Source organism: Streptomyces sp. NPDC051738 (assembly GCF_044453205.1).
Classification (GTDB): domain Bacteria; phylum Actinomycetota; class Actinomycetes; order Streptomycetales; family Streptomycetaceae; genus Streptomyces.
Window position 1 is genome coordinate 347,428 of sequence record NZ_JBITCM010000002.1, and the last position, 20,562, is coordinate 367,989.

The following is a 20,562-nucleotide window of genomic DNA, read 5'->3' on the forward strand; positions in this document are numbered from 1 at the left end:
CAATACATCAATCGAGTACGCCGCCCGGGTGCGGATCGCCCTGACGAGTGACCGCGAACGGTCCCTGCGCACTTGGTGCCGGCGGTCACCCCCTGGCGGCACCGGCTTCCGCCCCGGGCGACCTGCCGCCCAGCCCCGGGATCAGCACCGCCGCCACCGCCAGGTGCATCAGGGCGAGGGAGACCCGGGTGTCGCCGTCCATGCCGTCGCCGATGAACGGCAGGAAGGACACGGCCAGTACGGCGCCGGCCACCCCGGTCCAGATGGCACGGGCGCGCCGCACCCCGAACCGCTCCAGGGCGGCCAGCAGTCCCCAGCCGGAGAGCGACGCGAGCAGGGCGACGACCGCCACGGGCACGGCGCCGATGTCGAGCGTCTGCTCGCCGTCGGCGATCCGCAGTCGGTTCCCCAGCAGTGGGTCCGCGACCAGCCACACCAGGACGGGGGCCAGAACTGCCAGGGCCGTAACCCCCAGGCGGCGTCTCCGCGCGCTCACTTGGCGCCCCCCGAGAGCGCCCCGTGCAGGAAGACCTCCACCAGCTCCTGCGGGGTCAGGTCGGGCTCGTCGTCCGTACGCGGCTGGGTGAAGAGCAGCCCGAAGAAGAGGGCCGCGATCTGCTCCGGCGGTCGGCGCAGGGATGCCCTTTCGGGCTCCAGCAGCTCCGCGAGGGCCGCACGGATACGGGTCGTCGACTCGGCGCGGCCCGCGCCGCGCACCGTGCCGGGGTGCTTGCCGCCGCGATGCCCCAGCGAGCCCATGATCGCGCCCATCCTGGACATGTGCGCCTGCAGCGCCTCGGCCGCCTCCGCGAGCCGGTCGGGCAGCGGCTGGGACACGTCGATCGCGTCGAGCTCGCGGACCGCGTGCTCGGGGGAGAGCGCCTCGGCCACGCAGGCCTGCAGCAGTTCGTCCTTGTCGGCGAAGACCCGGAAGATCGTGCCCTCTCCGATGCCCGCGGCGCGGGCGATCTTCGCGGTCGTGACCGCGGCGCCGTACTCGGCGATCAGCGGGATCGCGGTCTGGATGATCATTTCGCGGCGCTGCTCCGGCGACATGCCGGGGGCGCGGCGACGGGTGGTGGTCTGGTTCTCCTCGGATGCCGTCATGACCACAAGAGTACGGAGTGAGTACTCACTCCGTCAATGAGTGAGTACTCACTCCGCCCACGTTCCCGCTGTTTCCCTCACTTGCCGTACAGCGCCTCGATCTCGTCCGCGTACGCCGCCGTCACCGCGTGCCGCTTGACCTTCAGGGACGGCGTGAGCATGCCGTTGTCCTCGTTGAACTCGCCCTCGACCAGGACGAAGGCGCGGATCGACTCGGCCCGGGAGACGGCCTCGTTGGCGTAGTCGACGGCCTTCTGGACGTCGGCGCGCATCCTCGGATCCTGGATCACGTCGGCCGTCGGGGTGTCGGCGGGCAGCTTGCGTACGGCGAGCCAGTGGGCGACCGCCTCGGGGTCGAGGGTGATCAGCGCGCCGACGAAGGGGCGGTTGTCGCCGACGACCAGGCACTGGCCGATCGGCGCACGGCTGCGCAGCCGGTCCTCCAGGACGGCCGGGGAGACGTTCTTGCCGCCGGAGGTGACCAGGATGTCCTTCTTGCGGCCGGTGATGGTGAGGTAGCCGTCCTCGTCGAGGGAGCCGAGGTCGCCGGTGGCGAACCAGTCGTCCCGCAGCACGGCGTCGGTGGCCGCCGGGTTGTTCCAGTACGAGCCGAAGACGATGCCGCCCTTGATGAGCACCTCACCATCCTCGGCGATCCGCACGGCGGTACCGGGGACCGGCCGGCCGACCGTGCCCGGGCGCGGCTTGAGGGGCGGGACGATGGTCGCGGCGGCCGTCGTCTCCGTCAGGCCGTAGCCCTCGTAGACGATGATGCCGGCGGCGTAGAAGAACAGGTTGAGGTTGCGGTCCAGCGGGGAGCCGCCGCTGATGGCGTAGCGCATACGGCCGCCGAGTTCCTTGCGGATACGGCGGTAGACCAGCAGGTCGTAGAGGGCCCAGGCGGCGTAGAGGCCGGGGCCGGGGCCCTTGCCGGTGCCCAGGAACTTGTTCAGATACGCCTCGCCGAAGCGGACGCCGATGCGGTCCGCGCGGTCGAAGGAGGCGCCGCGGCCGATCTTCTCCGCCGTCGCGCGGCCGGTGTCGTGGATCTTCTCGAAGAGGTACGGCACGCCCACGAGGAAGGTCGGGCGGAACTCCCTGAACGCCGGGCGGAGTTCGTCGGGCTTGATGCTCGGGCAGTGGCCGATCTCGATGCGGGCCATCAGGCAGGCGATCTGGAGGGTGCGGCCGAGGATGTGGGCGAGCGGGAGGAAGAGCAGGGTGGAGGCGTCCTGGCCGGTGACCTCCTTGAAGATCGGGTGGAGCAGCTCGACGGTGTTGGCGGCCTCGGCGTGGAGGTTGCCGTGGGTGAGGACGCAGCCCTTCGGCCGGCCCGTGGTGCCGGAGGTGTAGCAGACGGTGGCGATGGTGTCGGGGGTGAGGGCGGCGCGGCGCTTGGTGACTTCGTCGTCGGGGAGGTCCTGGCCGAGGGCGGTGAGGGTGGCGAGAGCGCCGGCCTCCTGCATCGCCGCATCCAACTGCCAGATGTGCGGGGGCTGTTGGTGATCTGCCGTGCCTGTCTTCACCGTCTCGGTGTTTTCCTGCGTCTCGGTTATGACGTAGTGGGCGCCCGAGTCGTGGACGATCCACTCCACCTGGTCGGCGGAGGAGGTGGCGTATATGGGAACGGTCTGGCCGCCCGCGGCCCATATGGCGAAGTCCAGGACCGTCCACTCGTAGCGGGTACGGGACATCACGGCGACGCGGCCGCCGGGTTCGAGTCCCGCCGCGATCAACCCCTTGGCCACGGCGGTGACTTCGCGGGCGAAGGCGGTGGCGGTGACGGGGTGCCAGGTGGTGCCTTGCTTGCGGCGGAGGGCCACGGCGTCGGGGGCCTCGGCCGCGTTGGTGTAGGGGAGGTCGGCGGTGGTGCCGGTGAGGGACGGTGGCGCGAGGGGTGGGGTGCGGGCCTCGCGGACGACGCCGTGGTCGTCCTTGGTGATCTCGACCTTGGCGCGCTCCATCAGGTCGGTGCGCTGCTTCGCCCGCTTCAGGTCCTTGCGTACGCCCATGTCGGCTCCCGGTGCCAGTCGGACTTACTCGGGAGTCAACTTACTAGTGCGTAACAGAAGGTCAATGGGTCGGCCCGTACTCGGCACATGTGCGTCGGTACGTTGATCGCACCCCCCAGTGAAAGGACGGGCCCTGTGCGAAACCGACGTACGCGGACCCTGTTGGTGGCCGCCGTCTCCACGGCGGTGCTGCTCTCCGCCGCCGCGCCCGCCGTGGCCGGGAGCGATGCCTCGGCACCGGCGGCCGTATCCGTGTCCCACCGTGGACTCACCTCGCTGACCGACCTGTTCGCCGAACGGCTGCTCGTCGCCGACAAGGTGGCCGCCGCCAAGTACGGCACCGACAAGCCGATCGACGACCCGGTGCGCGAGCAGCAGATCCTGGACGACGTCGCCGCGCGGGCGACCTCGCTCGGGCTTGACCCGAAGGCCACTCAGGCGGTCTTCCGGGACCAGATCGAGGCGAACAAGCTCGTGCAGCGCGGCCTGTACGCGCGCTGGGACGCGCACCCCGAGGAGCGGCCCACCGAGCGCCCCGACCTGGTCAAGGAGGTGCGCCCGGTGCTCGACCGCATCACCACCCAGTTGCTGGACGCGCTGAAGGACACGCAGCGCACGCGCACCTCGCCGTCCTGCGAGCCGCGGCTGTACGTCGCGGCCGTACGGTCGGCGTACGGCCACGAACTGGACGTCCTGCATCTGAAGGGGCTCCAGCGGGCCGTGCCCTCGGTGTGCGTGGGCGGCGCTCAGTCCTGACCGGTGAGGTCGCTCGCCCGGTCGATGGCGTCGGCCAGGTGGCGTACGTCCTGGTCCTCGGTCGTGGTCGCCAACCGGTCGGCGCGGTCGGCCAGTTCGCCGAGGTGGGCGGAGCCGGGCAGCGCCGTCCAGCGGTCGTCGCCGAGGCGGAGGGCGTCGGCGAAGTAGGCGGCCGTGGCCGTGACCTGGAAGCGGGGGCTCGCGCTCCAGACGGAGGAATCAAGGGCGCCGGTCTCCAGCCGGCCCGACTCCTCGTGCGGGGCGCGGGACCCGGGGTCGAGCCAGCGGACGGTCGCCGTGGCGAGGTGCCCCTCCGTGCCGGGGCGGGTGCGGACGGCGTAGAGGGCGGTCACCGTGTGGCCGGGGCCGACCTCGCCGCCGTCTACGCTGTCGTCGCGGAAGTCCTCGTCGGCGACCTGCCGGTTGTCGTAGCCGATGAGGCGGAACTCGGAGACCGTCGTTTCGTCGAAGGCGACCTGGGCCTTGGCGTCGCGGGCCGTGAGGTCGATGTTCTTCGGGAGTTCCTCGCAGAAGACCTCGCGGGCCTCGTCCTCGGAGGAGACGTACGTCGTGTGGCCGTCGCCCTTGTCGGCCAGGCGTTCCATCAGGGCGTCGCCGTAGTCGCTGCCGACGCCCACGCCGAAGAGGGTGATGCCGTGTTCGCGGCGCTCGGAGGCGATGCGTTCGAGGATGGTGTCCGCGTCGGTGTCGCCGGTGTTGGCCAGGGCGTCGGAGACGAGGACGACTCGGTTCGTGGCGCCCTCACGGAGGCCTTCCACGGCTGTTTCGTAGCCGGTTTCCATGCCTGCGCCCAGGTTGGTGGAGTCTGTGGGTTCCAGGCTGTCGATCGCGTCGTGGACGTCGTCGCGGTTGCCGTCGAGGCGGGTCATCGGCAGGACCGTCTCCGCCTCGTCGCTGAAGGTGACGATCGCGACCGAGTCGTCGTCGCGGAGCCGGTTCGTCATGACGCCCAGGGAGTCCTTGGCGAGGTCCAGGCGGCCCGGTTCGGCCATCGAACCGGAGATGTCGATGACGAAGGTGAGGGCGGCGGGCGGGCGTTCGCCGGAGTCCGCGGCGGGGCGGGTGGCCAGGCCCACGCGGACCAGGGACCAGTCCTCGCGGTCGGTGCGCGCACCGTCGACGGTGACCGTGAAACCGTTGCCGTCGGGGCGGTCGTAGTCCTGGCGGAAGCTGTTGACGAACTCCTCGGGGCGGACCGTCGACGGGTCGGGCAGCCGGCCGTCGGCGAGGGACCTGCGCGCGTAGCCGTAGGAGGCGGTGTCGACGTCGAGGGCGAAGGTGGAGAGGTAGTCGGGGGCGGGCGCGAACTCGCGGGACTCCGAGTCGTCCGTGTCGTCGGTGCCGTCGTTGTTCTTCTGCTCGCCCGTGCCGCCGGTGCTGTCGGGGTAGTCCGGTGCCGGGAAGCCGCTGGCATAGCTGCTGTCGTCCGCCGAGGAGTCCCCGCTGTCACTCGCGCCGCAGCCGGTGAGCAGCAGGCCCGCCGCCGCGCTGAGTGCCAGGAGGCCTCGTATTCGTTGTGCTCGGTACCGCTCCATCATCCGTGCCCCCTTGGTCCGTTGCCGTCGACTTCTGTGACTGTGACGGGCCAGGGGGCCGGAACGTGCGCTACGGAGCGTTGCGGATGAGTCTCGAAGAGGGCACGGGGGCGGCCCTTCGAGACCGGTGGGTGATCTTCCGTTGACCTACGACACCACGTCCTTGCGGGCGAAACCGCGGAAGGCCAGCGCGAACAGCACCAGGGCGTACGTTATCGACAGGGACGTGCCCTGGATCATGTCGGTCCAGTCGAGCTGGGGTCGTACGGCGTCCAGCCAGGCGTACTGCCAGTGCGAGGGCAGGAACTCCCGCCAGTCGCCGAGGGCCGTCACCTCGTCGAGGACGTTGCCGATGATGGTCAGGCCGACCGCGCCGCCGACCGCGCCCAGCGGTGCGTCCGTCCGCGTGGACAGCCAGAACGCCAGGGCGGCGGTGACCAGTTGGGACACGAAGATGTACGCCACGGTGATCACCAGGCGCTGGGCCGCGGTGCCGGCGGCCAGTGAGCCGCCGGTGGGGAGCTCCAGCGGTCCCCAGCCGTACGCCGCCGTGCCGACGGCGAGCGCGGTGACCGGCAGCAGGATCATCGCGCCCAGGCTGAGGCTCAGCCCGACGACGAGCTTGGACCACAGCAGGCGGGCCCGGGGCACGGGCGCGGCCAGCAGATAGCGCAGGGAGGACCAGCTGGCCTCCGAGGCGACCGTGTCCCCGCAGAACAGGGCGACGGGGACGACGAGCAGGAAGCCCGCGGAGGCGAACAGGTTGACCGCCGCGAAGTTCGCCCCGGACAGCGTCGCCGTGTCCATCAGGCCGGCCCCGCCGTTGCGCGAGTCCGGTGCGCCGCCCACCTGGAAGGCGATGAGCAGGACGAACGGCAGGGCGAACAGGATGCCGCCCATGACGAGCGTGCGGCGCCGCTTCAGCTGCCGGACCAGCTCGACCCGGATGGGCAGGGTGCGGCCCGCGCGGTAGCCGTCGGCGACCTCCGCGCGGTCCGTCAGCGTGCCGCTCATGCGGAGTCTCCGATCAGGGTGAGGAAGGCGTCTTCGAGGCGGCGGTGCGGGCCCACCGACTCCACCGGGACTTCCAGCCGGACGAGTTCGGCGATCAGGCGCTGTGCGCTGCCGTCCGCGGCGAGCTGGACGACCAGGCCGTCGTCGGTGCCCACCGCCGAGGCCACGCCCGGCAGGGCGGCGACCTTCTCTACGACGGGCTCGTCCACCGGCGCGCCGGTGCCGACCAGCAGCGTGTCGCCCGAGCCGACGATCTCGCCGACCGGGCCCGCCTGCACGAGCTTGCCGTGGTCCATCACCACGAGGTGGGTGCAGGTCTGTTCGACCTCCGCCAGCAGGTGGCTGGAGACGATGACCGTGCGGCCGGCCGCCGCGTACCGGATCATGACCTCGCGCATCTCGCGGATCTGGGGCGGGTCGAGACCGTTCGTCGGCTCGTCGAGGATCAGCAGGTCCGGCATGCCGAGCATGGCCTGGGCGATGGCGAGGCGCTGGCGCATGCCCTGCGAGTAGGTGCGGACGGCTCGGGCGAGCGCGTCGCCGAGGCCCGCGATCTCCAGGGCCTCGTCCAGGTGGGCGTCCTGCGGCGGGCGGCCGGTGGCCTGCCAGTACAGCTCCAGGTTCTCCCGGCCGGACAGGTGCGGGAGGAAGCCCGCGCCCTCGACGAAGGCGCCGACGCGGGAGAGCACGGGGGCGCCGGGCGCGATCGCGTGGCCGAAGACGCGGATCTCGCCGCCGTCCGGCTTGATCAGGCCCATCAGCATGCGGAGGGTCGTTGTCTTTCCGGCGCCGTTCGGGCCGAGCAGGCCGAGTACCTGGCCCTTCTCCACCCGGAAGGAGAGGTCCCTGACCGCGTAACGGTCGGCGGACTTCGCGTACCGCTTGCTCAAGTCCGTGATCTGGAGCGGCACTTCGGCCAGCGCCGGGTCGGGGGCGGCGGGCGCCTTGGTGCGGCGCCGTCCGGTCGCCAGCAGGGCCAGCGCGATCCCGGCGCCCGCGAGGGGCAGCCACCACACCCAGGCGGACAGCGTCGCCGCGGTGTCGGTGTCGCCGAGCGCCGTCGGGACGGACAGTTCGCCCTTCAGGGAGACGGTGTACGTCGCCGGGGCGGTCGGGGAGGCGTAGCCGAGGTCGGTGGAGGCGAGGACCAGGCGCAGGCGGTGGCCGTCGTCGATCTCGTGGTCGATCGCCGGGAGGGTGATCGTGACGTCCTTGCCGGCCTTCGCGCCCTCGACGCGGAGGGGTTCGACCAGCTGGGAGGGGAGCACCTGCTGGCCCTGGCCGCCCGGTCCGACGTCGTACACCTTGGCGAAGAGCACGGCGTCGTCGCTGGTGGACTTCACATGGACGGTGACCGTCGGCGACCCGGTGATCTGCAGATCCTCGCGGACGGGCGCCGACTCGAACGCGGCGAACTGGCCCGGGAAGTCGAGGGACACCCCGACGCCGAGCGAGGACAGCTGGGCGAGTCCGCCGGAGCTGCCGAATCCGGGCAGGGCCGATACGGCGGGCGGGCTGGCCCCTGCCGGGTTCGCGAAGCTCTGCTCGCGCCCGGCCAGGGAGATCTCGCGCTCCTTGCCCGCCAGGCCGGGGTACTTGTCGGCGCTGACGCCGCTGAGGCGGGGCTCGCCGTCTCCGGTGCCGGTGCCGAGGGTGCGGGTGACGCGGAAGGCCGGGCCCGTGTCGACGCCCTTGTCGTCCTTGAGATAGCGGTCGAACCAGGACTTCACGCGCCCCTGGATCCGGCTCGTCTCCATGTCGCCGCCGTCATGGCCGCCGGAGATCCAGTCGACGTCGACGGGGGCGCCGTTGGCCCGGATGGCCTTCGCCGCCTGGTCGGCCTGGCCGAGCGGGAAGAGGGAGTCGGTCTGGCCCTGCATGAGCAGGGTGGGCACCTTGATGCGGTCGCCGACGGCCGACGGCGAGCGCTCCTCCAGCATGGTGCGGGCCGCGGCGTCCGGGGTGCCGGACTCGGCGACGCGGTCGTACATCTCGCAGATCTGCGTCTCGAACTTGTCGCAGCCGCCTGCCGAGTTGACGAAGATGCCCGCCCAGAGCTTCTTGAAGACGCCGTTCGGGAACAGCGCGTCCGCGAGGTTCCAGTACGTGATCGCCGGGGCGATGGCGTCCACGCGGTCGTCGTACCCGGCGCCCAGCAGCGAGATCGCGCCGCCGTAGGAGGCGCCCGCCATGCCGACCCGGGGGTCGCCGGCCTTGTCCAGCTCGACCTGGGGCTGCTGCGCCAGCCAGTCCAGCAGCTTGGAGACGTCGGCGACCTCGCCCTTCGGGTCGTTCAGCCCGACCTTGCCGGTCGACTTCCCGAAGCCGCGGGCGGACCAGGTGAGGACGGCGTACCCGTCCCGGGCGAGGTCCTCGGCCTGCTGCCGCACGTCGTCCTTGCTGCCGCCGAAGCCGTGGCCCAGCAGGACGGCCGGGCGGCGGCCCGAGGGGCCCGAGGTGAAGTACGAGGTGTCGATGCGGACCCCGTCCCCCATGCTCATGACGCGGTCGGTGCTGTGCACCTGCGGCGCGTCCTCGCCGGCGACGGCCGTCCATGTCCCGGCACCGGCTATGACGACGACGGCGGCCGCGGCGGCCAGCAGCCGCCGCGGCCCCCGTAGTGCGCGCAGCCCGGGCAGTCGAAGATCCATGCGTCAACGGTACGGGGCGAACCTGTCGGCAAGTTATCGACCAGAGGCCGAACCCTCCGACCTCCCACGGGTGTAGGGACGGGTGCCCGCGTACACCAGCCGTGGTACGCGATGGCAGCACGCGAGCTCATTGGGGGTGTCCATGAGCAGCGTGCACGGACCCGAAACGGTGAAGAAGGACGCGACGCGTGCCTCGTTTCTGAGTCTTCCGGCCCTCCTGCGCGCCTGGCGCGCCGAGGCGGGCCGGCGGCTGGAGCGCGGCAAGGCCCTGCCGCAGCGGGAGGTCGCCCAGCGCATGGGGGTCAGCGAGCGCTGGTACCGAACGCTGGAGAGCGGGGCACAGGTCCCACTCACCGTCCACACGCTCACCCGCCTCGCCGACGCCCTCCAGCTGGGGCCGGACGAGCGCCTGGCGCTGTTCTGGTACCGGCTGCCCGCCGCCCTGTCCGATGGGCCGGCGTCCGGCAAGGACCTCGCCCAACCAGGAGACGCACCGCGCCTTCCTCGACGCCCTCGGGGTGGATCCCGCCCGCAGCGTCTTCCAGTACGACCAGAACGGGCACATCGGCAGCGCCGATCCGCTGGTCAATCTGGAGGAGCTGGAGCGCGACGGCAGGATCGGTGCAGGCGATCTGGTGATCGCGCCACCGCCGGGTCGGGCTTCACCTTCGGGGTGACCGCGCTTCAGCGACGGTAGTCACACCTCCACGTCCACGTTCAGGAGCCGGAGCGCCGCCTCATGCGGTGAGTCCGGCTCCGCGTGGTAGAACTTCAGGATGTTGCCGTCCGGCAGGTCGGCCGTCTGGTACATCAACTCCAGTTCGCCGACGACCGGATGGTCGAAGAGCTTGCTGCCCTCGGTGCAGTTCGCCACCGACTGCCTGACCCACAGCTGCGCGAACTCCTCGCTCTGCATGGTGAGTTGGCCGATGAGTCCGGCCAGCTGCCGGTCGTGCCGGTGGTCTGCGGAGATGTACCGCAGATAGGTGACGTTGGACTGCGACTCGGTGGCCCAGTCCGCGTACAGGGCCCGGACGTGGGCGTCGAGGAAGTTCAGTTTGATGATGTTGGGCCGGTCTTCGGCGTGGCCGGGCGCGTCGAGGTCCAGGTGGGGCGCGAACAGCCGGTGGTAGAGGCTGTTCCAGGCGAGGATGTCGCAGCGGTAGTTGAGCACGGCGACGGCGGCGTTGCCCAGCGACCCCACCAGCATGCGGGTGTACGGGCTCACCTGGTCGACGGGCTCCGCGAGGCGGGCCGGTTCGGGGGCCGGGGCGCCGATCTTGAGCAGGTAGTCGCGCTCGTCGTCACCGAGGTCGAGGGCCCGGGCGATGGCGAGCAGCACCTGCGGGGAGGCGTGCGCGGTCTGCGACTGTTCCAGGCGGGTGTAGTACGTCTGGCTCACCCCGGCCAGCGCGGCCACCTCCTCGCGCCGCAGCCCGGGCACCCGGCGCGCGCCGCCCGCCCGCAGCCCCATCTGCTCGGGCCGTACGCGCTGGCGCATCTCGCGCAGATAGCTGCCGAGGTCCGTGTTCACTATGGGGTCCATCCTTCCCAGTATGAAGTGCCGTACAGCATGGACAAGTTGGCCTCGAAGGCGGGCCGGGACGCGAGGACGGCCGGGAAGGCGCGGGGGATTTTCACCTTCCCGGCCGCCGGTCCGACGGCCTCGCGGTAGAGGCGGTCAGCGCTGCTCGGCGCCCTTGCGGCGCAGCACCGCCCAGAGCAGCGTGCCGACGACGATCTGGACGACGGCCACGAGCGCGACCGCGACCTGGATGCCGTGCAGTTCCTCGGCCGTGCTCACCGCGCCGGTGCCGATGACGGCGACGAAGACGGTGCTCACCAGCGGGATGCCGATGGCGGCGCTGACCTGCTGGCTCTGCGTGGCCATGCCGGTCGCCATGCCCTGCATGTCGGTGTCGACGGAGGAGGTGGCGATGACCATGAAGGACAGCGCGGCGGTCATGGAGAAGAAGCCGTTGACGAACTGGGTGGCCACCAGCGGGGCCAGCCACCAGGACTGGTCGCCCGCGAAGACCGTCGGGATCATGAACGCGCCCTGCAGGGCGAGGGAGATGCCGAGGAAGGTGCGCGGGTCGACGCGCTGGAGGATGCGCGGGCCGACCGTGCCCGCGATGATCTGCCCGACGCCGATGCCGAGCAGCACGAGTCCGCCGGCCAGCGGGGACAGGCCGAGGACGTTCTGGACGTACAGGCCGGTGAAGAAGATCAGCGCGGTCTCGCCGCTGAAGATGAACAGGGCGCCCAGGTTGCCGTACGCGACCTCGGGCTTCTTCAGGATCCGCACCGGCACAAGGGCTTCGGCGGTGCGGCTCTCCACCACCCAGAACAGGGCCAGCAGGACGAGGCCGCCGAAGGTGGCGACGGCCGCCACGGCGTCCAGGCCGTCCTCGCCGATGCGGGTGACGCCGTAGACCGTGGCGAACAGGCCCAGGGTGATCAGCACGGCGCCCGGCAGGTCGATCCGGCTGCGCGCCTCGGCCCTGCTCTCCGGCACGACCACCGGGACGAGAAGCATCGCGGCGACGGCCACGGGGATGTTGATGAAGAAGGCCCAGCGCCAGGAGAACAGGTCGGTGAGGACACCGCCGAGGACCGCGCCGACGCTGAAGCCGGAGCTCATCATCACGCTGTTGAGGCCCAGGGCGCGGGTGCGCAGGGCGGGATCGGTGAAGGCGGTGGTGAGCAGGGCGAGGGCGGAGGGCAGGACGGCCGCGGTGGCCAGGCCCTGGAGCGTACGGGCGGTCAGGAGCATGCCGGGCGAGGAGGCGATGCCGCCGAGGAGGGACGAGGCGGCCAGGACGACCATGCCGACGATGAAGACGCGGCGGCGTCCGACGTAGTCGCCGACGCGGCCGAAGACCAGCGTGCAGCCCGCGGCGCACAGCGCGAACGTCGTGGTGATCCACTGGAGGTTCCCGGTGCTGAAGCCCAGGGAGACGCCCACCTTGGGGAGCGCGACGTTCAGCACGGAGAAGTCGGCGGCCATCATGAACGTCGAGGTGAGCAGGACGACGAGGGCGGTGACCTGACGCCCGGCCATCCGGACGGCGGCGGACTGCTGCGGGGCCGCAGCGGTCGAGGCGGTGTCAGCGGTTGTCATGCTCCAAGGCTGGGCCGCAACGCTCCGACCAGCCAGAACCCACCTGACGGTACTCCCGGGGAGGGTGTCACCCGCAGTGCCACCCTCCCCGGGAGGAGCCTCACGCCCGCGCGTCCTGCGGCACCGTCACCAGCCAGCGGGTCTCGCGGCGCGGGCGGAGGTAGAGGGCCCAGTAGAGGGTGGCGGCGGCCGTGATGCCGCCGGTCCACAGCAGATGGGCCGTCTCCTGCCGGGTGAGGACGTAGCCGAGGACCGCGATCAGCAGGACGGGCATCGCGGGCCACAGCGGCATCCGCCACGCGGGCGTGTGCCGGTGCGCGCCGCGCCGGGCGAGCAGGGCGGCGACCGCGACGAGCAGGTACATGCCGGTCACGGAGACGCCGGTGACGCCGTACAGGGTGTCGAGGTCGACGAAGCACAGGGCGGCGCCGGGGACGCCGACCGCGAGGGTGGCGACCCACGGGGAGCCGAAGCGGCCCAGCTTGGCGAGGACGTGGTTGACCGGCTCGGGCCAGGCCTTGTCGCGGGCGGAGGCGAACAGCACGCGGGAGTTCTGGATGACCATGACGATGCCCGCGTTGATGATCGCGAGGGCCACGCAGAGGCTGACGAAGGTGCCGACCGCGGAGTTGGACCAGGCGGTGACCATGGTGCCGATGTCGCCGCCGGTCAGTTCGCCGAGGTCCGACGCGCCCAGCGTGATGGCGACGACCGGGACCAGGATGATCACGGCGGAGATGGCGAGGGTGGCCAGCACCGTGCGGGCGACGTTGCGGCGCGGGTTCTCCAGTTCCTCGGAAAGGTAGACGGCGGTCGAGAAGCCCTGGGTGACGAAGAGGGCGATGGCGAGTCCGGAGACGATCAGCAGGGCGGTCACCGGGTCCGTACGGCCGTCCGGGCCAGCCACCTCCATCGACAGCAGGCTGTCCGGGCCGCGCTCGGCGTGCGCGAAGCCCAGCACCGCCACGACGGCGGCGGCGATGACCTCAAGGACCAGGAAGACGCCGGTGATCCAGGCGTTGGCGCGCAGGTCGAGCAGGCCGGCGAGGGTGGCGAGCAGCATGACGGCGGCACCGGCCAGGGACGGGTCGAGGTGGACGATCGGCGCGAGGTAGTCCGCCGTGCCCATCGCGATCACCGGCGGGACGATCATGACGACCAGCAGGGACAGCACGAAGACCAGCCAGCCCGCCAGCCGCCCGGCCAGCGTCGACACCATCGCGTACTCGCCGCCCGCGCTGGGGATGAGGGTGCCCAGCTCCGAGTAGCAGAACGCCACGGCGACGCAGAGCAGGGAGCCGATGGCGATCGTCAGGGCGGTGGCGGTGCCGAGCGAGCCGAACAGGTCGGGGACGACCACGAAGAGGGTGGAGGCGGGGGTCACGCAGGACAGCGTGAGCAGGGTGCCGCCGACCACGCCGATCGAGCGCTTGAGCTGCTGGGGGCCGTGGAGCTTTCGGGGGCCGTCCGACGCCTCGACTACGGCGCCCTCGGCGGGGGTGAGGGTGTCGGTCACGAGGGGGATGCAACATCGACGGAAACCGTCACGTCAATGGGTGTTCACCTACGGAATTCGTGGTCGAAGGCCGTCTTGGCGCGCGTTAACGTCGCGTCAAAGCCGCGTACAGCGTGGCTTCCAGGCGTACGGGAACCGCAGCGCACGCCCGCAAAAAAATGGGGCCGTCCGCGATCCGGACGGCCCCAGACGCTCAGGTGCGTGCGTCAGTGGTTGCGCGGGAACCCGAGGTCGACGCCGGAGGGGGCGTCGGCCGGGTCGGGCCAGCGGGTGGTGACGACCTTGCCGCGGGTGTAGAAGTGCGTGCCGTCGTTGCCGTAGATGTGGTGGTCGCCGAAGAGCGAGTCCTTCCAGCCACCGAAGCTGTGGTAGCCGACGGGGACCGGGATCGGGACGTTCACGCCGACCATGCCGGCCTCGATCTCCAGCTGGAAGCGGCGGGCGGCGCCGCCGTCCCGGGTGAAGATCGCGGTGCCGTTGCCGAACGGCGAGCTGTTGATCAGCGCCACGCCGTCCTCGTACGTGTCCACGCGCAACACGCACAGGACGGGGCCGAAGATCTCGTCCTGGTAGGCCTTCGCGCTGGTCGGGACCTTGTCGAGCAGCGAGATGCCGATCCAGTGGCCGTCCTCGAAGCCGTCGACCGTGTAGCCGGTGCCGTCGAGGACCACCTCGGCGCCCTCGGCCGCCGCGCCGGTGACGTAGGAGGCGACCTTGTCGCGGTGGACGGCCGTGATCAGCGGGCCCATCTCGGAGGTCGGGTCGTTGCCGGGGCCGATCTTGATCTTCTCGGCGCGCTCGCGGATCTTGTCGACCAGCTCGTCGCCGATCGCACCGACGGCCACGACCGCCGAGATCGCCATGCAGCGCTCGCCCGCAGAGCCGTAGGCGGCGCTCACAGCCGCATCCGCCGCCGCGTCGAGGTCGGCGTCCGGCAGGACCAGCATGTGGTTCTTGGCGCCGCCGAGGGCCTGGACGCGCTTGTGGTTGGCGGAGGCGGTGGTGTGGATGTAGCGGGCGATCGGGGTCGAGCCGACGAAGGAGACGGCCTTGACGTCCGGGTGCTCCAGGAGGCGGTCGACGGCCACCTTGTCACCGTGGACGACGTTGAAGACGCCGTCCGGGAGACCGGCTTCCGCGAGCAGCTCGGCGATCTTGATCGACGCCGACGGGTCCTTCTCACTCGGCTTCAGCACGAAGGTGTTGCCGCACGCGATGGCCATCGGGAACATCCACATCGGCACCATCGCCGGGAAGTTGAACGGCGTGATGCCCGCGACGACACCCAGCGGCTGGCGGATCGAAGAGACGTCCACGCGGCTGGCGACCTGCGTCGACAGCTCGCCCTTCAGCTGCACGCTGATGCCACAGGCGAGGTCGACGATCTCCAGGCCACGGGCCACCTCACCGAGCGCGTCGGAGTGCACCTTGCCGTGCTCGGCGGTGATCAGCTCGGCGATCGCGTCCCGGTTGGCGTCCAGCAGCGCGCGGAACTTGAAGAGGATGGACGTGCGCTGGGCCAGCGAGGACTGGCCCCAGGTCAGGTACGCCTCCTTGGCGGCGGCGACCGCCGCGTCCACCTCGTCGACCGAGGCGAAGGCGACCTTCGTGGTGACCGCGCCGGTCGCCGGGTCGGTGACCGGCCCGTACGTGCCCGACGCGCCTTCGGCGGTCTTGCCGCCGATCCAGTGGTTGACGATCTTCGTCATGACCGGTTACTCCTTCACAGATGGCGGCGTCGGGTCGAGACGTGCCGTTCGTACAGCTCACGTGCCTTGACCGCCGACGGTCGGGTCGCGGTCTCGGCCACGGGAACATCCCACCAGGCCTGCGCGGGCGGCGGGCCCGACACTGTGTCTGCCGTTTGGGTCTCGACGTAGACACATGTGGGAGTGTCCGCGGCGCGGGCCTCGACGAGCGCCTCGCGCAGACCGCTCACGGTCTTCGCGCGCAGCACCCGCATGCCGAGGCTCGCGGCGTTGGCGGCCAGGTCGACGGGGAGCGGGGCGCCCGTGAACGTGCCGTCGTCCGCGCGGTACCGGTAGGCGGTGCCGAAGCGCTCGGCACCCGTCTCCTCCGACAGGCCGCCGATGGACGCGTACCCGTGGTTCTGCACGAGCAACACCTTGATCGCGACGCCCTCCTGCACGGCGGTCACGATCTCCGTCGGCATCATCAGATACGTGCCGTCGCCGACCAGCGCCCAGACGTTGCGCTCGGGGGCGGCCAGCTTCACGCCGAGCGCGGCCGGGATCTCGTAGCCCATGCAGGAGTAGCCGTACTCCAGGTGGTACTGGTCGCGCGAGCGTGCCCGCCACAGTTTGTGCAGGTCGCCGGGGAGGGAGCCGGCCGCGTTGATGATCACGTCGGACTCGTCGACGATCGCGTCCAGCGCGCCCAGCACCTGCGGCTGCGTCGGCCGTACGTCCGGCTCGTCGGCCTCGTAGCAGGCGTCGACGCGCTGCTCCCAGCGCTCCTTGTCCTCGGTGTACTCGGTGACGTAGGAGTCGGCGACCCGGTGGTCGTGCATCTCCAGCCTCTCGGTCAGCTCCTCCAGGCCGGTGCGGGCGTCCGCGATCAGCGGCATGCCGGCGAGCTTGTGGCCGTCGAAGGGCGCGATGTTGAGGTTGAGGAAGCGGACGCCCTCGCCGGCGAAGAGGGTGCCGGAGGCCGTCGTGAAGTCGGTGTAGCGGGTGCCGACGCCGATCACCAGGTCGGCGGTGCGGGCGAGTTCGTCGGCGGTGGCGGTGCCGGTGTGGCCGACTCCGCCGACGTCCTGGGGGTGGTCGTAGCGCAGTGAGCCCTTGCCGGCCTGCGTGGAGGCGACCGGGATGCGGGTGACCTCGGCGAACTCGGCGAGGGCTTCCTCGGCGCGGCTGTGGTGGACGCCGCCGCCCGCGACGACCAGGGGCCTGCGGGCGGACCTGATCGCCCGTACGGCCTCGGCGAGTTCGGTCGGGTCGGCGCCCGGGCGGCGTACCACCCAGACGCGCTCGGCGAAGAAGTCGTCCGGCCAGTCGTACGCCTCGGCCTGCACGTCCTGCGGGAGCGCCAGCGTGACCGCGCCGGTCTCGACGGGGTCGGCGAGCACGCGCATGGCCTGGAGAGCCGCCGGAATCAAGGCTTCCGGACGCGTGATCCGGTCGAAGTACCTCGACACCGGGCGCAGACAGTCGTTGACCGACACATCGCCCGCGTACGGCACTTCGAGCTGCTGGAGGACCGGGTCGGCGGGGCGGGTGGCGAAGACGTCGCCGGGGAGGAGCAGGACCGGGAGGTGGTTGATGGTCGCGAGGGCGGCGCCGGTGACGAGGTTGGTCGCGCCGGGGCCGATCGACGTGGTGACCGCGTGGGTGGAGAGGCGGTTCGACTGGCGGGCGTATCCGACCGCCGCGTGCACCATCGACTGTTCGTTGCGGCCCTGGTGGTACGGCATGACATCGCGGTGCTCGATCAGCGCCTGGCCGATTCCGGCGACGTTGCCGTGGCCGAAGATGCCCCAGGTGGCGCCGATCAGACGGTGTCGTACGCCATCACGCTCGGTGTACTGGGCGGACAGGAAGCGGACGAGCGCCTGTGCGACCGTGAGCCTCGTCGTTGAGGTCATCGGTAACCCCTTGTGCTTTCTGGGTGGGCCGGATGGAAGCGGATCCGCCATTCCCGTACGGCTTCGCCACCCCGTCCGACTCGATGGTGCGGGTGGGGGACCTCCGGCGCGGGGCCGTAGCGGGCGGGGAGTCTTCGCTCGCACTTCGCTCCTGCCAAAGCAAAGCGGCTACCCGCGCCGGAGGCGATCGGTGCGTCGGCGCTCCGCTGGGAGAGCCGACGGGGTGGTGCAGGTCGTGCGGGGCGGGTCATGGGGACCTCACAGCAGTCCTACGGCAGTGTCCACCGCACCGGACACGTCGCCGTCGGCCGGGTAGAGCAACGAGCGGCCCACCACCAGGCCCCGCACGGTGGGCAGTTGGAGAGCACCCCGCCACTTCTCATATGCCCCGTCCTGGTCGTCCCCGACCTCGCCGCCGAGCAGGACGGCGGGCAGTGTGGACGTCGCCATGACCTCGGCCATGTCGTCGGGGTTGTCGGTGACCGGCACCTTCAGCCAGGTGTAGGCCGAGGTGCCGCCGAGGCCGGAGGCGATGGCTATGGACTTGGTGACGGCCTCGGCGGACAGGTCGTTCCTGACCTTGCCCTCGGGGGTGCGGGTGCTGATGAACGGCTCGACGAAGACGGGGAGTCGGCGCGCCGCCATGTCGTCGATGGCGCGGGCGGTGGACTCCAGGGTGGTGAGGGAGCCCGGGTCTTCGTAGTCGATCCGCAGGAGCAGCTTGCCGGCGTCGAAGCCGAGGCGCTCGATGTCCTCGGGGCGGTGGCCGGTGAAGCGGTCGTCGAGCTCGAAGCTGGCGCCCTGGAGGCCGCCGCGGTTCATGGAGCCCATGACGACCTTGCCGTCGAGCGCGCCGAGGAGGAGCAGGTCGTCGAGGATGTCGGCGGTCGCGAGGACACCGTCGACGCCGGGCCGGGACAGCGCAAGGCAGAGGCGTTCGAGCAGGTCGGCGCGGTTGGCCATGGCGAACTTGCGGTCGCCGACACCGAGCGCGCCGCGGGCCGGGTGGTCGGCGGCGACGATCATCAGCCGGCCGGTCTCGCCGAGGAGGGGCCGGCGGGTACGGCGGGCCGCCGCCTCCGCGACCGCTTCGGGGCGCTGGGTGCGCAGGCGGACCAGTTCCGCGATGTCGACGGTCACTTGACGGCCCCCGCGGCGATGGCGGCCTCGATCTCGTCCGGCGTCGGCATGGCGGAGGAGCACTCCAGGCGGGAGGCGACGATGGCGCCGGCCGCGTTGGCGTGCCGCATGATCTTCTCCAGGTCCCAGCCTTCGAGCAGCCCGTGGCAGAGGGAGCCGCCGAAGGCGTCACCGGCGCCGAGCCCGTTGAGGACGTTGACCGGGAGGGGCGGCACCTCGGCCTGGTCGCCCTTGCTGTTGACGGCGAGGACGCCCTTGGGGCCCTGCTTGACGACCGCGATCTCGACACCGGCGTCCAGGAGGGCCTGGGCGGCGGCCTGCGGTTCGCGTACGCCGGTCGCGACCTCCACCTCGTCGAGGTTGCCGACGGCGACGGTGGTGTGCTTGAGGGCCTCGGCGTAGAAGGGGCGGGCCTCGGCCGGGTCCTGCCAGAACATGGGGCGCCAGTCGAGGTCGAAGACCGTGATGCCGGCCTTGGCTCGGTGGGCGAGGGCCGCGAGCGTCGCCGTACGGCTGGGCTCCTCGCTCAGGCCGGTGCCGGTGATCCAGAAGATACGGGCGTCGCGGATGGCGTCGAGGTCCAGCTCGTGGGCGTCGATCTCCAGGTCCGGGGCCTTGGGCCGGCGGTAGAAGTACAGCGGGAAGTCGTCCGGCGGGAAGACCTCGCAGAAGGTGACCGGGGTGGCCAGGCCGGGGACCGGGGTGACCCAGCGGTCGTCCACGCCGAAGCCCTGGAGGGCCTCGTGCAGGTAGGTGCCGAAGGGGTCGTCGCCGGTGCGGGTGATCACCGCGGTCTGGCGTCCCAGCCGGGCCGCGGCGACCGCGACGTTCGTCGCCGAGCCGCCGAGGAACTTGCCGAAGGAGGTGACCTGCGGCAGCGGGACGCCGGTCTGCAGCGGGTAGAGGTCCACTCCGATCCGCCCCATGGTGATCAGGTCGTACGCCATCGCGTTCCCTTCGTATCGGCTCTCCCGGCTTTGTAGTCCGAGCAACGCGACCCTGTCAATATTTTGTCCAGACATTCGGACCAGACCTTGACAGCGCTTGCCATACGCGCTGAAGCTGACCGCCATGACGTCGTTGTCACCTCAGTCCTCACTGTCCCGCATCCGGATCGGCTCGGCTCCCGACTCGTGGGGTGTGTGGTTCCCCGACGACCCCCAGCAGGTCCCCTGGCTGCGCTTCCTCGACGAGGTCGCCGAGTCCGGCTACGAGTGGATCGAGCTGGGGCCGTACGGGTATCTGCCGACCGATCCCGCCGTCCTCACCGAGGAGACGGCGAAGCGTGGCCTGAAGGTGTCGGCCGGGACCGTGTTCACCGGCCTGCATCACGGCGAGGCCGTGTGGGAGAAGACGTGGGCGCACGTCGCGGACAACGCGGTGCTCGCGCAGGCGATGGGGGCCAAGCACTTGGTCGTCATCCCGTCCTTCTGGCGGGACGACAAGACCGGTGAGGTGCTGGAGCCGGACACGCTGACGCCCGAGCAGTGGCGGAACCTGACCTCGCTGACCGAGCGGCTGGGGCGGGAGGTGCGGGAGCGGTACGGGTTGCGGATCGTCGTCCATCCGCACGCCGACACGCACATCGACAGCGAGGAGAACGTCGTCCGGTTCCTCGACGGGACTGACTCCGACCTGGTGTCGCTGTGCCTGGACACCGGGCACTACGCGTACTGCGGCGGGGACAGCGTCAAGCTGATCGAGACGTACGGGTCGCGGATCGGGTATCTGCATCTGAAGCAGGTGGATCCGGAGATCCTGGCGGACGTGCGGGCCAAGGGGACGCCGTTCGGGCCGGCCGTCGCCCAGGGTGTGATGTGTGAACCGCCGGGTGGGGTGCCTGCGTTGGGGCCGGTTCTTGAGGCTGCGCAGAAGTTGGATGTCGACTTGTTCGCGATTGTCGAGCAGGACATGTATCCCTGTGCGCCGGACGCGCCGCTGCCCATCGCGCGGCGTACGCGGGCGTTTTTGAGGTCGTGCGGGGCGTAGCCCTCCGGGGCGGGGCCGGGCGCCTACGAGGGTGCCGGGTCCTGTGATGGGGCGAGTGCGGCTTGTCCGGGGCTGGTCGCGCAGTTCCCC

Annotated in this window: 16 protein-coding genes and 2 pseudogenes; 4 read left to right on the forward strand and 14 right to left on the reverse strand. The window is 71.1% G+C overall.

Features of this window, described 5'->3' with window-relative positions:
* Positions 1–85 precede the first annotated feature (85 nt).
* From ACIA8X_RS06190 to ACIA8X_RS06200, 3 genes are all read right to left on the reverse strand, one after another.
* Positions 86–496, reverse strand: coding sequence for a DUF6069 family protein (locus ACIA8X_RS06190; RefSeq protein ID WP_393451795.1), 411 nt, complete (start codon positions 494–496; stop codon positions 86–88).
* Positions 493–1,107 carry a TetR/AcrR family transcriptional regulator gene (locus tag ACIA8X_RS06195; RefSeq protein ID WP_393451798.1) on the reverse strand — a complete coding sequence of 205 codons (615 nt, stop codon included), beginning with the start codon at positions 1,105–1,107 and terminating at the stop codon, positions 493–495. Before ACIA8X_RS06195 ends, ACIA8X_RS06190 begins: the two co-directional genes overlap by 4 nt.
* A gap of 77 nt (positions 1,108–1,184) precedes the next feature.
* On the reverse strand, positions 1,185–3,119 hold the full coding sequence (locus ACIA8X_RS06200; protein WP_393451801.1) for an AMP-dependent synthetase/ligase: 1,935 nt from the start codon (positions 3,117–3,119) through the stop codon (positions 1,185–1,187).
* Positions 3,120–3,254: 135 nt separating this feature from the next.
* Here ACIA8X_RS06200 and ACIA8X_RS06205 point away from each other — a divergent pair, with 135 nt between their 5' ends.
* Positions 3,255–3,875 carry a chorismate mutase gene (locus tag ACIA8X_RS06205; protein ID WP_399457855.1) on the forward strand — a complete coding sequence of 207 codons (621 nt, stop codon included), beginning with the start codon at positions 3,255–3,257 and terminating at the stop codon, positions 3,873–3,875.
* Here ACIA8X_RS06205 and ACIA8X_RS06210 read toward each other — a convergent pair.
* From ACIA8X_RS06210 to ACIA8X_RS06220, 3 genes are all read right to left on the reverse strand, one after another.
* On the reverse strand, positions 3,866–5,431 hold the full coding sequence (locus ACIA8X_RS06210; RefSeq protein WP_399457976.1) for a von Willebrand factor type A domain-containing protein: 1,566 nt from the start codon (positions 5,429–5,431) through the stop codon (positions 3,866–3,868). The genes ACIA8X_RS06205 and ACIA8X_RS06210 overlap by 10 nt on opposite strands.
* Positions 5,432–5,578: 147 nt before the next feature.
* On the reverse strand, positions 5,579–6,445 hold the full coding sequence (locus ACIA8X_RS06215) for an ABC transporter permease (protein ID WP_393451807.1): 867 nt from the start codon (positions 6,443–6,445) through the stop codon (positions 5,579–5,581).
* Positions 6,442–9,096: a CocE/NonD family hydrolase gene (locus tag ACIA8X_RS06220; RefSeq protein WP_399457856.1), complete on the reverse strand. Its 2,655-nt coding sequence runs from the start codon at positions 9,094–9,096 to the stop codon at positions 6,442–6,444. Before ACIA8X_RS06220 ends, ACIA8X_RS06215 begins: the two co-directional genes overlap by 4 nt.
* Before the next feature lie 142 nt (positions 9,097–9,238).
* Between ACIA8X_RS06220 and ACIA8X_RS06225 the strand changes: the two are divergent.
* Positions 9,239–9,502, forward strand: a pseudogene (locus tag ACIA8X_RS06225) (helix-turn-helix domain-containing protein); the annotation flags it as partial.
* A gap of 43 nt (positions 9,503–9,545) precedes the next feature.
* A complete protein-coding gene (locus ACIA8X_RS06230; RefSeq protein ID WP_393451813.1) occupies positions 9,546–9,773 on the forward strand; it encodes a 3-oxoacyl-[acyl-carrier-protein] synthase III C-terminal domain-containing protein in 228 nt (75 codons plus the stop codon).
* Between the two features lie 20 nt (positions 9,774–9,793).
* Here the strand turns inward: ACIA8X_RS06230 and ACIA8X_RS06235 are convergent, their stop codons facing one another.
* The 8 genes and pseudogenes from ACIA8X_RS06235 to iolC form a co-directional block, all read right to left on the reverse strand.
* A complete protein-coding gene (locus ACIA8X_RS06235) occupies positions 9,794–10,642 on the reverse strand; it encodes a helix-turn-helix transcriptional regulator (RefSeq protein WP_399457857.1) in 849 nt (282 codons plus the stop codon).
* A gap of 135 nt (positions 10,643–10,777) precedes the next feature.
* Positions 10,778–12,220 (reverse strand): MFS transporter, encoded by a 1,443-nt coding sequence (locus ACIA8X_RS06240; protein WP_399457858.1) that lies wholly within the window; start codon positions 12,218–12,220, stop codon positions 10,778–10,780.
* A gap of 100 nt (positions 12,221–12,320) precedes the next feature.
* On the reverse strand, positions 12,321–13,736 hold the full coding sequence (locus ACIA8X_RS06245; protein WP_399457859.1) for an APC family permease: 1,416 nt from the start codon (positions 13,734–13,736) through the stop codon (positions 12,321–12,323).
* A gap of 206 nt (positions 13,737–13,942) precedes the next feature.
* Positions 13,943–15,445, reverse strand: a complete 1,503-nt coding sequence (gene mmsA / locus ACIA8X_RS06250) for a CoA-acylating methylmalonate-semialdehyde dehydrogenase (protein WP_399457860.1) — start codon at positions 15,443–15,445, stop codon at positions 13,943–13,945.
* Between the two features lie 14 nt (positions 15,446–15,459).
* Complete coding sequence (gene iolD / locus ACIA8X_RS06255) at positions 15,460–17,343, reverse strand: 3D-(3,5/4)-trihydroxycyclohexane-1,2-dione acylhydrolase (decyclizing) (protein WP_399457861.1); 1,884 nt, start codon at positions 17,341–17,343, stop codon at positions 15,460–15,462.
* 95 nt (positions 17,344–17,438) lie between these two features.
* Positions 17,439–17,549 (reverse strand): annotated as a pseudogene (locus ACIA8X_RS06260) (5-deoxy-glucuronate isomerase); the annotation flags it as partial.
* Positions 17,550–17,601: 52 nt separating this feature from the next.
* Positions 17,602–18,483, reverse strand: coding sequence for a deoxyribose-phosphate aldolase (locus ACIA8X_RS06265; RefSeq protein ID WP_399457862.1), 882 nt, complete (start codon positions 18,481–18,483; stop codon positions 17,602–17,604).
* Positions 18,480–19,430 (reverse strand): 5-dehydro-2-deoxygluconokinase, encoded by a 951-nt coding sequence (gene iolC, locus ACIA8X_RS06270; RefSeq protein ID WP_399457863.1) that lies wholly within the window; start codon positions 19,428–19,430, stop codon positions 18,480–18,482. Before iolC ends, ACIA8X_RS06265 begins: the two co-directional genes overlap by 4 nt.
* 124 nt (positions 19,431–19,554) lie before the next feature.
* On the opposite strand from iolC, the gene ACIA8X_RS06275 reads away from it, so the two are divergent.
* Positions 19,555–20,472, forward strand: a complete 918-nt coding sequence (locus ACIA8X_RS06275; protein WP_399457864.1) for a sugar phosphate isomerase/epimerase family protein — start codon at positions 19,555–19,557, stop codon at positions 20,470–20,472.
* Positions 20,473–20,562 lie beyond the last annotated feature (90 nt).

Bases quoted from the DNA above. Each gene is read 5' to 3' on its own strand.
- ACIA8X_RS06275 (WP_399457864.1), top strand. From the start codon at position 19,555: ATGACGTCGTTGTCACCTCAGTCCTCACTGTCCCGCATCCGGATCGGC.
- ACIA8X_RS06220 (WP_399457856.1), bottom strand. From the start codon at position 9,096: ATGGATCTTCGACTGCCCGGGCTGCGCGCACTACGGGGGCCGCGGCGG.
- iolD (WP_399457861.1), bottom strand. From the start codon at position 17,343: ATGACCTCAACGACGAGGCTCACGGTCGCACAGGCGCTCGTCCGCTTC.
- ACIA8X_RS06215 (WP_393451807.1), bottom strand. From the start codon at position 6,445: ATGAGCGGCACGCTGACGGACCGCGCGGAGGTCGCCGACGGCTACCGC.
- ACIA8X_RS06200 (WP_393451801.1), bottom strand. From the start codon at position 3,119: ATGGGCGTACGCAAGGACCTGAAGCGGGCGAAGCAGCGCACCGACCTG.
- ACIA8X_RS06195 (WP_393451798.1), bottom strand. From the start codon at position 1,107: ATGACGGCATCCGAGGAGAACCAGACCACCACCCGTCGCCGCGCCCCC.
- ACIA8X_RS06230 (WP_393451813.1), top strand. From the start codon at position 9,546: ATGGGCCGGCGTCCGGCAAGGACCTCGCCCAACCAGGAGACGCACCGC.
- ACIA8X_RS06210 (WP_399457976.1), bottom strand. From the start codon at position 5,431: ATGGAGCGGTACCGAGCACAACGAATACGAGGCCTCCTGGCACTCAGC.
- ACIA8X_RS06240 (WP_399457858.1), bottom strand. From the start codon at position 12,220: ATGACAACCGCTGACACCGCCTCGACCGCTGCGGCCCCGCAGCAGTCC.
- iolC (WP_399457863.1), bottom strand. From the start codon at position 19,430: ATGGCGTACGACCTGATCACCATGGGGCGGATCGGAGTGGACCTCTAC.
- mmsA (WP_399457860.1), bottom strand. From the start codon at position 15,445: ATGACGAAGATCGTCAACCACTGGATCGGCGGCAAGACCGCCGAAGGC.
- ACIA8X_RS06235 (WP_399457857.1), bottom strand. From the start codon at position 10,642: ATGGACCCCATAGTGAACACGGACCTCGGCAGCTATCTGCGCGAGATG.